Origin of the sequence: Actinomadura sp. 1N219, from assembly GCF_044326405.1 — a bacterium.
Taxonomy (GTDB): Bacteria; Actinomycetota; Actinomycetes; order Streptosporangiales; family Streptosporangiaceae; genus Spirillospora.
Map to the genome: position 1 here is coordinate 222,637 of NZ_JBIRAY010000006.1, position 12,247 is coordinate 234,883.

At 68.5% G+C, this 12,247-nt stretch carries 20 protein-coding genes; 2 read left to right on the forward strand and 18 right to left on the reverse strand.

Annotated features, from left to right (window positions below; all coding sequences use genetic code 11):
* Positions 1-51 precede the first annotated feature (51 nt).
* The 6 genes from ACH35V_RS20640 to infA all read right to left on the reverse strand — a co-directional run bounded on the left by ACH35V_RS20640 (position 52) and on the right by infA (position 3,256).
* Positions 52-1,065 (reverse strand): DNA-directed RNA polymerase subunit alpha, encoded by a 1,014-nt coding sequence (locus ACH35V_RS20640; RefSeq protein ID WP_131963133.1) that lies wholly within the window; start codon positions 1,063-1,065, stop codon positions 52-54.
* Between the two features lie 112 nt (positions 1,066-1,177).
* Positions 1,178-1,804, reverse strand: coding sequence for a 30S ribosomal protein S4 (gene rpsD / locus ACH35V_RS20645; RefSeq protein WP_395974449.1), 627 nt, complete (start codon positions 1,802-1,804; stop codon positions 1,178-1,180).
* A 20-nt stretch (positions 1,805-1,824) separates the two neighbouring features.
* Positions 1,825-2,226 (reverse strand): 30S ribosomal protein S11, encoded by a 402-nt coding sequence (gene rpsK / locus ACH35V_RS20650; protein WP_021596710.1) that lies wholly within the window; start codon positions 2,224-2,226, stop codon positions 1,825-1,827.
* A 48-nt stretch (positions 2,227-2,274) separates the two neighbouring features.
* On the reverse strand, positions 2,275-2,655 hold the full coding sequence (gene rpsM, locus ACH35V_RS20655; RefSeq protein WP_395974451.1) for a 30S ribosomal protein S13: 381 nt from the start codon (positions 2,653-2,655) through the stop codon (positions 2,275-2,277).
* A gap of 199 nt (positions 2,656-2,854) precedes the next feature.
* On the reverse strand, positions 2,855-2,968 hold the full coding sequence (rpmJ, locus tag ACH35V_RS20660; RefSeq protein ID WP_131963138.1) for a 50S ribosomal protein L36: 114 nt from the start codon (positions 2,966-2,968) through the stop codon (positions 2,855-2,857).
* Between the two features lie 66 nt (positions 2,969-3,034).
* A complete protein-coding gene (infA, locus tag ACH35V_RS20665; protein WP_018657567.1) occupies positions 3,035-3,256 on the reverse strand; it encodes a translation initiation factor IF-1 in 222 nt (73 codons plus the stop codon).
* A 266-nt stretch (positions 3,257-3,522) separates the two neighbouring features.
* On the opposite strand from infA, the gene ACH35V_RS20670 reads away from it, so the two are divergent.
* Complete coding sequence (locus ACH35V_RS20670) at positions 3,523-4,080, forward strand: hypothetical protein (RefSeq protein WP_395974453.1); 558 nt, start codon at positions 3,523-3,525, stop codon at positions 4,078-4,080.
* A gap of 219 nt (positions 4,081-4,299) precedes the next feature.
* Positions 4,300-5,115, forward strand: coding sequence for a phosphodiesterase (locus ACH35V_RS20675; protein ID WP_395974455.1), 816 nt, complete (start codon positions 4,300-4,302; stop codon positions 5,113-5,115).
* Positions 5,116-5,148: 33 nt separating this feature from the next.
* On the opposite strand, the gene ACH35V_RS20680 is transcribed toward ACH35V_RS20675, so the two are convergent.
* From ACH35V_RS20680 to rplE, 12 genes are all read right to left on the reverse strand, one after another.
* Positions 5,149-5,598, reverse strand: coding sequence for a DUF1707 domain-containing protein (locus ACH35V_RS20680; RefSeq protein WP_395974456.1), 450 nt, complete (start codon positions 5,596-5,598; stop codon positions 5,149-5,151).
* Positions 5,599-5,612: 14 nt separating this feature from the next.
* Positions 5,613-6,449 (reverse strand): type I methionyl aminopeptidase, encoded by an 837-nt coding sequence (gene map / locus ACH35V_RS20685; protein WP_395974458.1) that lies wholly within the window; start codon positions 6,447-6,449, stop codon positions 5,613-5,615.
* Between the two features lie 46 nt (positions 6,450-6,495).
* Positions 6,496-7,146: an adenylate kinase gene (locus tag ACH35V_RS20690; protein WP_131963144.1), complete on the reverse strand. Its 651-nt coding sequence runs from the start codon at positions 7,144-7,146 to the stop codon at positions 6,496-6,498.
* Positions 7,147-8,445, reverse strand: coding sequence for a preprotein translocase subunit SecY (gene secY / locus ACH35V_RS20695; protein WP_395974460.1), 1,299 nt, complete (start codon positions 8,443-8,445; stop codon positions 7,147-7,149). It lies immediately after the preceding gene.
* 224 nt (positions 8,446-8,669) lie between these two features.
* Entirely contained in the window at positions 8,670-9,152 is a 483-nt protein-coding gene (gene rplO, locus ACH35V_RS20700) for a 50S ribosomal protein L15 (RefSeq protein WP_395974462.1), read from the reverse strand.
* A gap of 1 nt (position 9,153) precedes the next feature.
* Positions 9,154-9,336 (reverse strand): 50S ribosomal protein L30, encoded by a 183-nt coding sequence (gene rpmD, locus ACH35V_RS20705; protein ID WP_131963150.1) that lies wholly within the window; start codon positions 9,334-9,336, stop codon positions 9,154-9,156.
* Entirely contained in the window at positions 9,333-9,953 is a 621-nt protein-coding gene (rpsE, locus tag ACH35V_RS20710) for a 30S ribosomal protein S5 (protein WP_395974464.1), read from the reverse strand. Before rpsE ends, rpmD begins: the two co-directional genes overlap by 4 nt.
* A 31-nt stretch (positions 9,954-9,984) precedes the next feature.
* Positions 9,985-10,371, reverse strand: a complete 387-nt coding sequence (gene rplR / locus ACH35V_RS20715) for a 50S ribosomal protein L18 (RefSeq protein WP_395974466.1) — start codon at positions 10,369-10,371, stop codon at positions 9,985-9,987.
* A 3-nt stretch (positions 10,372-10,374) separates the two neighbouring features.
* Positions 10,375-10,911 (reverse strand): 50S ribosomal protein L6, encoded by a 537-nt coding sequence (gene rplF, locus ACH35V_RS20720; RefSeq protein ID WP_395974467.1) that lies wholly within the window; start codon positions 10,909-10,911, stop codon positions 10,375-10,377.
* 15 nt (positions 10,912-10,926) lie between these two features.
* On the reverse strand, positions 10,927-11,325 hold the full coding sequence (gene rpsH / locus ACH35V_RS20725) for a 30S ribosomal protein S8 (RefSeq protein ID WP_067454634.1): 399 nt from the start codon (positions 11,323-11,325) through the stop codon (positions 10,927-10,929).
* Positions 11,326-11,466: 141 nt separating this feature from the next.
* Positions 11,467-11,652: a type Z 30S ribosomal protein S14 gene (locus ACH35V_RS20730; RefSeq protein ID WP_395974469.1), complete on the reverse strand. Its 186-nt coding sequence runs from the start codon at positions 11,650-11,652 to the stop codon at positions 11,467-11,469.
* 4 nt (positions 11,653-11,656) lie between these two features.
* Positions 11,657-12,247: a 50S ribosomal protein L5 gene (gene rplE / locus ACH35V_RS20735; RefSeq protein ID WP_395974471.1), complete on the reverse strand. Its 591-nt coding sequence runs from the start codon at positions 12,245-12,247 to the stop codon at positions 11,657-11,659.

Genomic DNA, 12,247 nt, shown 5'->3' on the forward strand with positions numbered 1-12,247 from the left:
TGGTCCCGGGACGGCCGGGGGACGCGCCCCCGGCCGTCCGGGATCGGGTTTCTAGTACTGCTCGGTCTCGGCGTAGCTCTGGTCGTCGTCGCTGTAGCTGTCGGCCGCCGCGCTCGGGTCGAACCCGGGCGGGGAGTCCTTCAGCGACAGGCCCATGTCGTTGAGCTTCTGCTTGACCTCTTCGATCGACTTGGCGCCGAAGTTCCTTATGTCGAGCAGGTCCTGCTCGGAGCGGGCGACGAGCTCGCCCACCGAGTGGATGCCCTCGCGCTTCAGGCAGTTGTAGGAGCGGACGGTGAGGTTCAGCTCCTCGATCGGCAGGGCCAGGTCGGCGGCGAGCGCCGCGTCCGTCGGGGACGGGCCCATGTCGATGCCCTCGGCCTCGACGTTGAGCTCCCGGGCCAGCCCGAACAGCTCGACGAGGGTCTTGCCGGCGGACGCGACCGCGTCGCGCGGCAGCATCGCCTGCTTGGTCTCCACGTCCAGGATGAGGCGGTCGAAGTCGGTGCGCTGCTCGACGCGGGTCGCCTCGACCTTGTAGGTGACCTTCAGCACGGGCGAGTAGATGGAGTCGATCGGGATCCGGCCGATCTCCTGGCCCGGCTGCTTGTTCTGCGCGGCGGAGACGTAGCCGCGGCCGCGCTCGACCGTCAGCTCCATCTCCAGCTTGGCCTTGTTGTTCAGGGTGGCGATGTGCAGGTCGGGGTTGTGCACCTCGACGCCCGCGGGCGGCGCGATGTCGGCCGCGGTGACCTCGCCCGGGCCCTGCTTGCGCAGGTACATGACCACGGGCTCGTCGTGCTCGGACGAGACGACGAGCTCCTTGAGGTTCAGGATGATGTCGGTGACGTCCTCCTTCACCCCCGGGACGGTGGAGAACTCGTGGAGGACGCCCTCGATGCGGATGCTGGTGACGGCCGCACCGGGGATCGAGGAGAGCAGGGTGCGACGCAGCGAGTTGCCGATCGTGTAGCCGAAGCCCGGCTCCAGCGGCTCGATGGTGAACCGCGACCGGTACTCGTCGACCTGCTCTTCGGTGAGAGTCGGACGCTGAGCGATGAGCATGGTGGTGCCTTCTTTCCGCGGTGCCCGCTATTTGACTACCGCGACTGTGAGTGTTCCCCGATTCGCCGGGATCCCACGGAAAAGACCGCGGAACCCCGGCGGAGCCGAGTTCCTACTTCGAGTAGTACTCGACGATGAGCTGCTCCTGGATGGGAGCGTCGATCTGCTGCCGGACCGGCATCGAGTGCACGAGGACGCGCATCTTCTCGCCGTCCACCCCGAGCCACGCCGGGACGGGACGGTCGCCGACCTCGGCCTTGGCGACCTGGAACGGGACCATCTCCAGCGACTTCGGCTTGACGTCGACGATGTCGGCCTCGGTCACCAGCGCCGACGGGATGTTGACCTTGCTGCCGTTGACCCTGATGTGGCCGTGGCGGATGAGCTGGCGGGCCATGTCGCGGGACTTGGCGAAGCCCGCGCGGTAGACCACGTTGTCGAGGCGGCGCTCCAGGAGGGCGAGCATGTTCTCGCCCGTCTTGCCCTGCTGGCGGTTCGCCTCGACGTAGTAGTTGTGGAACTGCCGCTCCAGCACGCCGTAGATGCGCCGCGCCTTCTGCTTCTCGCGAAGCTGCAGCAGGTACTCGGTCTCCTTCGGCCGGCCGCGTCCGTGCTCACCCGGCGGGTAGGGACGGATCTCGATCGGGCACTTGGGGCCCTCGCACTTGCTGCCCTTGAGGAACAGCTTCATCTTCTCGCGGCGGCAGAGCTTGCAGTCCGCACCGGTGTAACGAGCCATTGTTCTAGATCTCCCCTGCCTCAGACCCGGCGACGCTTCGGCGGGCGGCAGCCGTTGTGCGGAACGGGCGTGACGTCCTGGATCGAGCCCACCTCGAGGCCGGTCGCCTGCAGCGACCGGATGGCGGTCTCGCGGCCCGAGCCCGGGCCCTTCACGAAGACGTCGACCTTGCGCATCCCGTGCTCCATCGCGCGCCGGGCGGCGGCCTCGGCGGCCTGCTGCGCGGCGAACGGCGTGGACTTGCGGGAGCCCTTGAAGCCGACGTGGCCGGACGAGGCCCAGGAGATCACGTTGCCGTTGGGGTCGGTGATCGAGACGATCGTGTTGTTGAACGTGCTCTTGATGTGGGCGTGCCCGTGAGCGACGTTCTTCTTTTCCTTGCGGCGCACCTTCTTCGCGCCGACACGGCTTTTAGGAGGCATCTGCTCTCTCTACTCTTGAGGTCATCGATCCGGAGGACCGACTCCGGACTACTTCTTGCCGGCCTTCTTCTTGCCGGCCACGGTCTTCTTCTTGCCCTTGCGGGTGCGCGCGTTGGTCTGCGTGCGCTGACCGTGCACCGGGAGCCCGCGGCGGTGCCGGATGCCCTGGTAGCACCCGATCTCGATCTTGCGGCGAATGTCCGCCTGGACCTCGCGGCGAAGATCGCCCTCGATCTTGTAGTTCGTCTCGATCCAGTCGCGGAGTTTCACCATCTCGTCGTCGCCGAGCTGGTGCACCCGCATGTCGCCGCTGATCTCGGTGCCCGCGAGGGTTTCGAGCGCACGCGTCCGGCCGATGCCGAAGATGTAGGTGAGAGCGACCTCCAGGCGCTTTTCGCGCGGGAGGTCGACGCCGAGGAGGCGTGCCATGTGGGCAGTTCCCTTTCGTTGCGCGGAGGTATGGACGCATCGCGTCCGCGAACACCCTGCCCGGGTGGCGGCCCCGGCCTCCGACGATCCGGGGGTGGTCCTCACACGGCGGTGCCGCACGAACCGATCTTTCGACGGTCGTACGGCTGCCCGTGTGAAGGTTGCGATGCGCTAGCTGTTGTGCCGCGCCGGGCCTGTGTCAGCCCTGGCGCTGCTTGTGGCGCGGGTCAGAGCAGATGACCATGACCCGGCCGTGCCGCCGGATGATCCGGCAGTTCTTGCAGATCTTCTTGACGCTCGGCTTGACCTTCACTGGGTCTCCTAGAGATCAGGGTCACCCCCGCGCCGCCACGCACGGGGAAGGCAACCCCAGTGGGATTCACTTGTAGCGGTAGACGATCCGACCGCGCGTGAGGTCGTAGGGGCTCAACTCCACAACGACGCGGTCGTCCGGCAGGATCCGGATGTAGTGCATCCGCATCTTGCCGCTGATGTGGGCGAGCACCTTGTGCCCGTTGTCGAGCTCGACCCGGAACATGGCGTTCGGGAGGGACTCGATGACGGTGCCCTCGATCTCGATGGCCCCTTCTTTCTTGGGCATGTCCTCCGCGCTTCGCTGATCGGCTCATTGGACTCGGCCCGGCTCCCGGAGGAGAATCGACCGCAATCCACAATCCACACCGCGACGCGGAAGGCGTCAGGAAGGGGAATCAGACGGTCGGCGACGGACCGACTAAGGAGTCTACGTCAACCGGCCGTCCAATGCGAAATCAGCGCATGACACGGGTCCGGAGACTCCTCCCGACCCAAGCATACATCGCGTGCGCGTTGTACCTTTCAGGAGAGATACGTTCGAGGAGGATCAGCATGCCGAGCTATGACTTCGCGCTGATCCTGAGCCGTCCCCTCTACGAGGACGAGCTGGACCCGCTGTTCGGCCGCACCCACGGCGCCGTCACGGTGTCGATCATCAGCGAGCCGCAGCACGCCGACCGTCCGGGCAACGCGTCCTGCTCCTGGCCGGCCGCCACCCTCGCCGCGGCGATCATGGAGGTGGTGGAGCACGTCGAGGGCAGCGCGCCCGGCGTGCACGCCATGCAGGTCGAGGCCGACCCGCTGCTGACGATCCGCGACATCGCCGAGCGGGTCGGACGGTCCCTCGACTCGGTCCGGCACGCGATCACCGGCTCCCGCGGCGCGGCCGGCTTCCCCTCCTCGGAGATGTCGACGGCCGGGCACCGGCTGTGGCGCTGGTCCAAGGTGGCCGCCTACTACGGGCTGGACGACCCGCAGCTCGTCGAGGCGAAGCCGACCGTCCAGGCGATCAACGGCTGGCTCGCGCTCCGCGACGTCGTCCCCGACGTGGCGCCCGCCGCCGAAGAGGTCACCTCCGCCCTCTCCCTGGTGATCCCGCACGTCGCGTAAGCCGCCGTTTCCGGGCCCTGAGAGCACGAATGCCCGCGATGCCCTTGCCCAGGGTCGGGGCGGCATGCCTCTGCGTGACGGGCGCCGGAACCGGACGGGCGGCAGGTGGCGCCCCGAGTCGACAGTCCGGGCCGACGGGGGCGAAGATCGTCCCGGTGCCGTGCCGGTGGCGCCTGAACCGAAGGTCCGTGATGTGCTTGGGCAAGGGGGAGACGATCGATGGCGATCATCGCGCAGCTGAGCGATATCCACCTGGCGGCCGGACGGGACGGCGAGGTGGACGACGGCTCGGGACCGGTGCGCGCGCTGCGGGCGGCGGTGTCGAGCCTGCTCTCGCTGCCGGCCCGGCCGGACGCCGTCGTCATCACCGGCGACCTGGCCGACGGCGGCAGGCACGCCGAGTACGCCCGGCTCCACGCGCTGCTGTCGCCGCTGCCGATGGCCGTCTACCCGATGTGCGGCAACCACGACGACCGCGACGAGATGCGGAAGGTGTTCGACGACCACCACGAGGTGACCGACACGGGGACCGTCCCGCAGGCGCCCGTGCAGTACGCCGTGAACGTGGCCGGCGTGCGGCTCGTCTGCTGCGACACCACCGTGGACGGCCACGCCCACGGGCACATGAGCGAGGAGCGGCTCGCGTGGCTCGACGGGACGCTCGGCGCCGCGCCCGACACCCCGACGGTCATCGCCACGCACCATCCGCCGTTCCCGATCGGGATGCGGTTCATCGACGACCTGCGGTTCGTCGACCCGGCCGGGTTCGCGTCGGTGATCGCCAGGCACCGGCAGGTGGTGCGGGTGATCTCCGGGCACGTCCACCGCGCGTCGGTCGGGTCGCTGGCGGGGACCGTCAGCACCACCTGCCCGAGCACCTACCGGCAGCTGTTCCTCGACCTCACGTCGCAGGGCCGCGCGGCCGTCACCGGGGAGCCCGCCGGGTTCGCCATCCACCTCATCGGGACGGACGGCTCGGCGACCACGCATTTCGCCCCGACCGGGAACTACCGGCCGCTCATGGACGTGGAGTGACCGCCCGCCGCCGCGGGCCGTCGTGAGGGGCGGTCAGCCGTCCCGGTGGCGGCCGAGGACGGTGCGGAGGAGCAGGAGCGCGCCCCACGGGCCCGCCACCCAGATCCACCAGGGGTAGACCGCCCCGGACCCCTGCACCGTCAGGATCAGCCAGATGACGAGGTTGATCCCCCCGACGACCGCCCACGCGCCCCACATCGCGCGTATCCGCTGGAGTTCGAGGTCACTCGACGACCGGCGCACGGCGGGCGAGGCGGTGCTCTTCGGCTGCGCCGCCGGGACGGGGAGCTGGTAGAGGTCCTCCTCCGGCAGGTCGGAGGTGACCGCCTGGAGATCCCCGAGGGTCTTCGCGTCGTACACCGCGTCGAGCCGCTCCTGCAGCTCGTCCATGGTGATCCGGCCTTCGGCGCAGTGCTCCCGCAGGCTCTCGGCCACCCGGTCGCGATCGGCGTCCGAGGCCCTTAGGTCCGGGTTCGGCGCCATGGTTCCTCCGCTCGTCAGGACGAGGTCTCGGTTTCATTCTGGACGACGCCGAGCCTGCCGAGCCATTCCTCGCCCTCGTCCAGCGCCGTCAGGACGCGCGGGCCGTCCGGCGTGACCGCGAACGTGTGCTCGAAGTGCGCCGACGCGCGGCCGTCGACGGTGACGACCGTCCAGCCGTCGTCCAGCTCCACGGTGTCCTTGGCGCCGAGGTTCACCATCGGCTCGACCGCGAAGCACATCCCTGGCTCCAGGACGGGCCCGTGCCCGGCCGGCCCGTGGTTCGGGATGAGCGGGTCCATGTGCATCTCGGTGCCGATGCCGTGCCCGCCGTAGCCCTCGACGATGCCGTAGGCGCCCTGAGAGCGGATGTGAGCCTCGATCGCGTGCGACATGTCCGTCAGCCTGGCCCCGGCCCGCCCGGCCGCGAGACCGTGCCACAGGGACGCCTCGGTGACCTCCAGGAGCCGCCGCCGCTCCGCGGTGATCTCCCCGACGGGGACGGTGATCGCCGCGTCGCCGTGCCAGCCCTCGACGATCGCGCCGCAGTCGATGGAGACGACGTCGCCGTCCGCGAGCACCTTCCCGGCCCGCGGGATGCCGTGCACGATCTCCTCGTTGACGGACGCGCAGATCGTCCCGGTGAAGCCGTGGTAGCCCTTGAACGACGGGACGCCGCCGTTGTCGCGGATGTGCCGCTCGGCGAGCGCGTCCAGGTCGAGGGTGGTGATCCCGGGCTTCACGGCGTCGCGGAGCAGCTCCAGCGTGCGGCCGACCAGGAGCCCGGCCGCGCGCATCAACTCGATCTGCTCCGCGGTCTTCAGCTGGATCTCAAGCCTGCGCCGTTTGAACATCTCTCCCCCTGAACACCGGCGGGCCGGGCCCGCTTCCGCGGGCCCGTCACTTCTCCAAAGGGCGCAGCGCTGTCAGGGCGCGTTTGGTGACCTCTTCGACCGGGCCCGTCGCGTCGATGCCGACGAGGATGTTCTCGTCGGCGTAGAACTGCACGAGCGGGGCCGTGTCGTGCTTGTAGACCTCCAGGCGGTGCATGACGACCTGTTCCTTGTCGTCGTCGCGCTGGAAGAGGTGGCCGCCGCAGTCGTCGCAGATGTCGTCCTGCTTGTCGTCGAAGTCGACGTGCCAGATCCGCCCGCACCGGTCGCAGGTCCGGCGGCCCGAAAGCCGCCGGACGACCTCGTCCTCGTCGACGACCAGCTCGAGCACGATGTCGAGCCTGGCGTCCCACTCGGCGAGGATCTTCTTCAGCGTCTCCGCCTGCGGGACGTTGCGCGGGAACCCGTCCAGCAGGAACCCGTCGCGGGCGTCGTCCTCGGCGAGCCGGTCGCGCACCATCGCGATCGTGACCTCGTCGGGCACCAGGTCGCCGCGGTCCATGTACTGCTTGGCCTGCCGGCCGAGCTCGGTGCCGCCGCTCACGTTGGCGCGGAAGATGTCACCTGTCGAGATCTTCGGGATGGACAGATGCGATGCGATGAACTGGGCCTGCGTCCCCTTGCCCGCACCCGGGGGGCCCACCAGGACGATACGCATCTACCGAAGGAAGCCCTCGTAGTTGCGTTGCTGGAGCTGACTCTCGATCTGCTTCACGGTATCCAGTCCGACGCCGACGATGATGAGGATGCTCGCACCGCCGAAGGGGAACTCCGAGGTCGCGTTCAGGAGTGCGAACGCCACCATCGGGATCAGTGACACGAGCCCCAGGTAAAGCGCACCGGGTGTGGTGATCCGGGTCAGCACGAAGTCGAGGTACTCGGCGGTCGGCCGACCAGGACGGATACCTGGGATGAATCCACCATACTTCTTCATGTTGTCGGCTACTTCAGTGGGGTTGAACGTGATCGCCACGTAGAAGTAGGTGAAGAAGATGATGAAGACGAAGAAGATCGCCATGTGCCAGGGGTTGTCCTGCTGCAGGTAGGGCTGGACCTTCTGCAGCCACTTCGTGTCGGGCCACAGCTGGGTCGCGAGGACCGGCAGGTACAGCAGCGACGAGGCGAAGATGATCGGGATGATGCCGGCCTGGTTCACCTTCAGCGGGATGTAGGTGGACGTCCCGCCGTACATGCGGCGGCCGACCATGCGCTTGGCGTACTGGACGGGGATGCGCCGCTGGGCCTGCTCCACGAACACCACGCCCGCCATGATCGCGAGGCCGACGAGCAGCACCACCGCGAAGACGAAGCCGTTCTTGGCCTTGTAGATGCTCCAGAACTGGGCCGGGAAGACCGCGACGACCTGCGTGAAGATCAGCAGGGACATGCCGTTGCCGACGCCGCGGTCGGTGATCAGCTCGCCCAGCCACATGATGACCGACGTGCCCGCGACCATGCAGATCACCATCGTGATGATCGGGAAGACGCCGGTCTCGTACAGGATGTCGCCGCTCCCGGAGATGCCCTGGAACAGCTGCCCGGTGCTCGCCATCGCGACGATTCCGGTGGCCTGCAGGATCGCCAGCCCGACCGTCAGGTAACGGGTGTACTGGGTGATCTTCGTCGTGCCGGCCTGGCCCTCCTTCTTGAGGGCCTCCAGCCGCGGGATCACCACCGTCAGCAACTGCAGGATGATGCTCGCCGTGATGTACGGCATGATGCCCAGCGCGAAGATCGACAGCTTCAGCAGCGCGCCGCCGCTGAACAGGTCGACGAGGCCGTAGAGGTTGTTGCTCTCCTTGGCCGCGTCGGCGGTCTCCTTCAGCACCTTCACGTTCACGTTCGGCGTCGGGATGATCGACCCCAGCCGGAACACCAAGATGATGAACAACGTGAACAAAAGCTTTTTACGCAGGTCAGGCGTACGGAAAGCCCGAGCGAAAGCGGTCAGCACCATTCCTCCTGCGTGACTGGCGAATTCATGGCCGCCGAGGGGCCGGTTACAGGTCCATGACGTCGGGCGGAGAATACCGGGTGAGAGGCGGGAGTGTGCAATCTCACGCGGAACGCCGCCGGTGTGACTCTAACAGCAGAAGCGACCGGGGCCGTCCCACCAGTCCCGGCGGCCTTGCGGCCCCGGGCGCTTGGCGAGAGCGGCCCCGGCATCTGACGTGGTCCTTCTTACAGCTCGTCGGCGGTTCCACCGGCCGCGGCGATCTTTTCCTTCGCGGTGCCGGAGAAGGCGTGCGCCTTCACCTGAACCGCGACGGAGATCTCGCCGGTGCCGAGGACCTTGACCGGACGGCCGCGGCGCACCGCGCCCCTGGCCGCCAGATCGTCCGCCGTGACCTCGCCGCCCTCGGGGTAGAGCGCGGCGAGCTTGTCCAGGTTCACGACCTGGTACTCGACCCGGTTCGGGTTCTTGAAGCCCTTGAGCTTCGGCACCCGGCGGATCAGCGGCATCTGGCCGCCCTCGAAGCCGACGGGCACGGTGCCGCGGGCCTTGGTGCCCTTGGTGCCGCGGCCCGCGGTCTTGCCCTTGGACGCCTCGCCGCGGCCCTTGCGGACCTTGCGGCGGTTCGAGCCGGGGGCCGGACGCAGGTCGTGCACCTTCAGCGGAGTGCCGCCCGCTTCCGGCGCGTCGTCCTTGGAGAGATCAGCCATCTCAGTCGACCTCCTCGACGGTGACCAGGTGCGCCACCGTCCGGATCATGCCGAGCACCTCGGGGCGGTCCTCGCGGACGACGCTCTGCCCGATCTTCTTCAGGCCGAGGGTGCGCAGCGTCTCACGCTGGTTCTGCTTCTCGCTGATCACCGACTTGGTCTGCGTGATCTTCAGCTGGGTCATGAGCTCGCGGCCTCCGCCCTGGGCTCACTGCCCGCGGCGCGGGCCCGCAGCATCGCCGCGGGGGCGACGTCCTCGATCGGCAGGCCGCGCTTGGCCGCGATCTCCTCCGGACGCTTCAGCGCCTTCAGGCCGGCGATCGTGGCGTGCACGATGTTGATCGCGTTGTCGCTGCCCAGCGACTTGCTCAGCACGTCGTGGATGCCGGCGCACTCCAGCACCGCGCGCACCGGGCCGCCCGCGATCACGCCGGTGCCGGGGCTCGCCGGACGCAGCAGGACCTCGCCCGCCGCGTCCCGCGCCTGCACCAGGTGCGGGATGGTGCCCTGGATCCGCGGGACCTTGAAGAAGTGCTTCTTGGCCTCCTCGACGCCCTTGGCGATCGCCGCGGGCACCTCCTTGGCCTTGCCGTAGCCGACGCCGACGGTGCCGTTGCCGTCACCGACGATCACCAGGGCGGTGAAGCTGAAGCGACGCCCGCCCTTGACGACCTTGGCGACACGGTTGATCGCCACGACCTTCTCGATGTACGACTGGCCCTTGTCGGCGCCACCGCGGCGGTCGTCGCGGCGATCGCGACGGTCGCCACCCTGACCGCCGCCACGCCTCTGCGCTGCCATCAGTGGTTCCTCTCGTTCTGGTTCAGGGCCGTCACAGCTGCAGGCCCCCCTCGCGCGCACCGTCCGCGACTGCGGCGATGCGGCCGTGGTACTTGTTGCCGCCCCGGTCGAACACGACCGCGGCGACACCGGCCTGCTTGGCCCGCGCGGCGACGAGCTCGCCGACCTTGCGGGACTTGGCGGTCTTGTCGCCGGCGTCGGCGCGCAGGTCCGCCTCCATCGTGGACGCGCTGGCCAGCGTGTGGCCCTTGTCGTCGTCGATGACCTGGACGAACACGTGCCGGGTGGAGCGGGTCACGACCAGGCGAGGCCGCTCGGCGGTGCCGAGGACCTTCTTGCGGACCCGGATGTGCCGGCGCCTGCGGGCCTTGGCCCGCGCCGACGTGGCCTTGCCGGCCAGGGTCTTGGTGCCTGCCATGATCTACTTACCAGCCTTTCCGACCTTGCGGCGGATCTGCTCGCCCTCGTACCGCACGCCCTTGCCCTTGTACGGGTCCGGCTTGCGCAGCTTGCGGATGTTGGCGGCGACCTCGCCGACCTTCTGCTTGTCGATGCCCTCGACGACCAGCTGGGTCGGACGCTCCACCGTGAAGCTGATGCCCTCGGGCGGCTCGACGGTGATCGGATGGCTGTACCCGAGCGAGAACTCCAGGTTCTTGCCCTTGGCCACCACGCGGTACCCGACGCCCTGGATGACCAGGGTCTTCTTGTAGCCGTCGGTCACCCCGACGACCATGTTGTTGATCAGCGTCCGGGTGAGCCCGTGCAGGCCGCGCACCTTGTTGACGTCGTTCGGCCGGGAGACGACGATCCTGCCGTCCTCCTGCTTGACCTCGATGGGCTCGGCGACCGTGTGCGACAGCGTGCCCTTCGGCCCCTTGACGGTGACCTCCCGGCCGTCGAGCTTGACCTCGACGTTGCCGGGGACGGCGATGGGGCTACGTCCGATTCGAGACATTGGTCAGAACCCCCCTCACCAGACGTAGGCGAGGACTTCGCCGCCCACGCCGCGCTTGCCCGCCTGCCGGTCGGTCATCAGGCCGGAGGACGTCGAGATGATCGCGACGCCCAGTCCGCCGAGGACCTTGGGCAGGTTGTCCTTCTTCGCGTACACGCGCAGACCCGGCTTCGAGACGCGCTTGATGCCGGCGATCGAACGCTCCCGGGTCGGCCCGAACTTGAGCTCGATGTTGAGCTTCTTGCCGACCTCGGCGTCCTCCACGCTCCAGCCCGAGATGTAGCCCTCCTGCTGGAGGATCTCGGCGATGTGCGCCTTGATCTTCGAGTACGGCATCGCCACCTGGTCGTGGTACGCCGAATTCGCGTTCCGCAGACGCGTCAGCATGTCTGCGATCGGGTCGGTCATCGTCATGGCCTACTGGCCCTCCCTCGCCACGGTTTCCTTGGACTGATGCGCCCGTGGACCTTTGGCGCGGTCGTGGGCGTCCTCGCGGACGCCCGGTCGGTCATTATCAGGCCGGTGCACGTCCCAGGGCCGCGCCCCGGGACGCGGTCACCAGCTGGACTTCGTGATGCCGGGCAGCTCGCCGCGGTGGGCCATCTCCCGGAAGCACACGCGGCACAGGCCGAACTTCCGGTAGACGGAGCGCGGACGCCCGCAGCGCGAGCATCGAGTGTAACCGCGGACGCCGAACTTCGGCTTCCGCGCCGCCTTGGCGATCATCGACTTCTTCGCCATGTGCTCAGTTCTCCTTGAACGGGAAACCGAGGAGCCTCAGCAGCGCCCGGCCCTCGTCGTCGGTCTTCGCGGTCGTCACGACCGTGATGTCCATGCCACGCTGCCGGTCGACCTTGTCGGGGTCGACCTCGTGGAACATGACCTGCTCGGTCAGCCCGAACGTGTAGTTGCCGTTGCCGTCGAACTGCTTCGGCGACAGGCCGCGGAAGTCGCGGATGCGGGGCAGCGCCGTCGCGAGCAGCCGGTCCAGGAACTCCCACATGCGGTCGCCGCGCAGCGTGGCGTGCGCGCCGATCGGCATGCCCTCGCGCAGCTTGAACTGCGCGATGGACTTGCGGGCCCGGTTCACGGCCGGCTTCTGGCCGGTGATCAGCGCCAGGTCGCGGATCGCGCCCTCGATCAGCTTGGCGTCCTTGGCCGCGTCGCCGACCCCCATGTTCACCACGATCTTGGTGAGGCTGGGGGTCTGCATGACGTTGGCGTAGCCGAACTGCTCCCGCATCTGCCCCGCGATCTCCTCGCGGTAGCGGACCTTGAGCCGCGGCGGCGGCACGGGACGCGCGTCGGTCTGCGTCTCGGTGACGGTGTCGGTCAT

Coding starts and splice junctions, on each gene's coding strand:
- rpmD (WP_131963150.1), bottom strand. CDS start 9,336: ATGACCCAGCTGAAGATCACGCAGACCAAGTCGGTGATCAGCGAGAAG.
- rplF (WP_395974467.1), bottom strand. CDS start 10,911: ATGTCTCGAATCGGACGTAGCCCCATCGCCGTCCCCGGCAACGTCGAG.
- secY (WP_395974460.1), bottom strand. CDS start 8,445: ATGGTGCTGACCGCTTTCGCTCGGGCTTTCCGTACGCCTGACCTGCGT.
- rpsE (WP_395974464.1), bottom strand. CDS start 9,953: ATGGCAGCGCAGAGGCGTGGCGGCGGTCAGGGTGGCGACCGTCGCGAT.
- infA (WP_018657567.1), bottom strand. CDS start 3,256: ATGCCCAAGAAAGAAGGGGCCATCGAGATCGAGGGCACCGTCATCGAG.
- rplO (WP_395974462.1), bottom strand. CDS start 9,152: ATGGCTGATCTCTCCAAGGACGACGCGCCGGAAGCGGGCGGCACTCCG.
- rplE (WP_395974471.1), bottom strand. CDS start 12,247: ATGACCGACACCGTCACCGAGACGCAGACCGACGCGCGTCCCGTGCCG.
- ACH35V_RS20730 (WP_395974469.1), bottom strand. CDS start 11,652: ATGGCGAAGAAGTCGATGATCGCCAAGGCGGCGCGGAAGCCGAAGTTC.
- map (WP_395974458.1), bottom strand. CDS start 6,449: ATGTTCAAACGGCGCAGGCTTGAGATCCAGCTGAAGACCGCGGAGCAG.
- ACH35V_RS20670 (WP_395974453.1), top strand. CDS start 3,523: ATGCCGAGCTATGACTTCGCGCTGATCCTGAGCCGTCCCCTCTACGAG.
- ACH35V_RS20680 (WP_395974456.1), bottom strand. CDS start 5,598: ATGGCGCCGAACCCGGACCTAAGGGCCTCGGACGCCGATCGCGACCGG.
- ACH35V_RS20640 (WP_131963133.1), bottom strand. CDS start 1,065: ATGCTCATCGCTCAGCGTCCGACTCTCACCGAAGAGCAGGTCGACGAG.
- rplR (WP_395974466.1), bottom strand. CDS start 10,371: ATGGCAGGCACCAAGACCCTGGCCGGCAAGGCCACGTCGGCGCGGGCC.
- rpsD (WP_395974449.1), bottom strand. CDS start 1,804: ATGGCTCGTTACACCGGTGCGGACTGCAAGCTCTGCCGCCGCGAGAAG.
- rpsH (WP_067454634.1), bottom strand. CDS start 11,325: ATGACGATGACCGACCCGATCGCAGACATGCTGACGCGTCTGCGGAAC.
- rpsK (WP_021596710.1), bottom strand. CDS start 2,226: ATGCCTCCTAAAAGCCGTGTCGGCGCGAAGAAGGTGCGCCGCAAGGAA.
- ACH35V_RS20690 (WP_131963144.1), bottom strand. CDS start 7,146: ATGCGTATCGTCCTGGTGGGCCCCCCGGGTGCGGGCAAGGGGACGCAG.
- ACH35V_RS20675 (WP_395974455.1), top strand. CDS start 4,300: ATGGCGATCATCGCGCAGCTGAGCGATATCCACCTGGCGGCCGGACGG.
- rpsM (WP_395974451.1), bottom strand. CDS start 2,655: ATGGCACGCCTCCTCGGCGTCGACCTCCCGCGCGAAAAGCGCCTGGAG.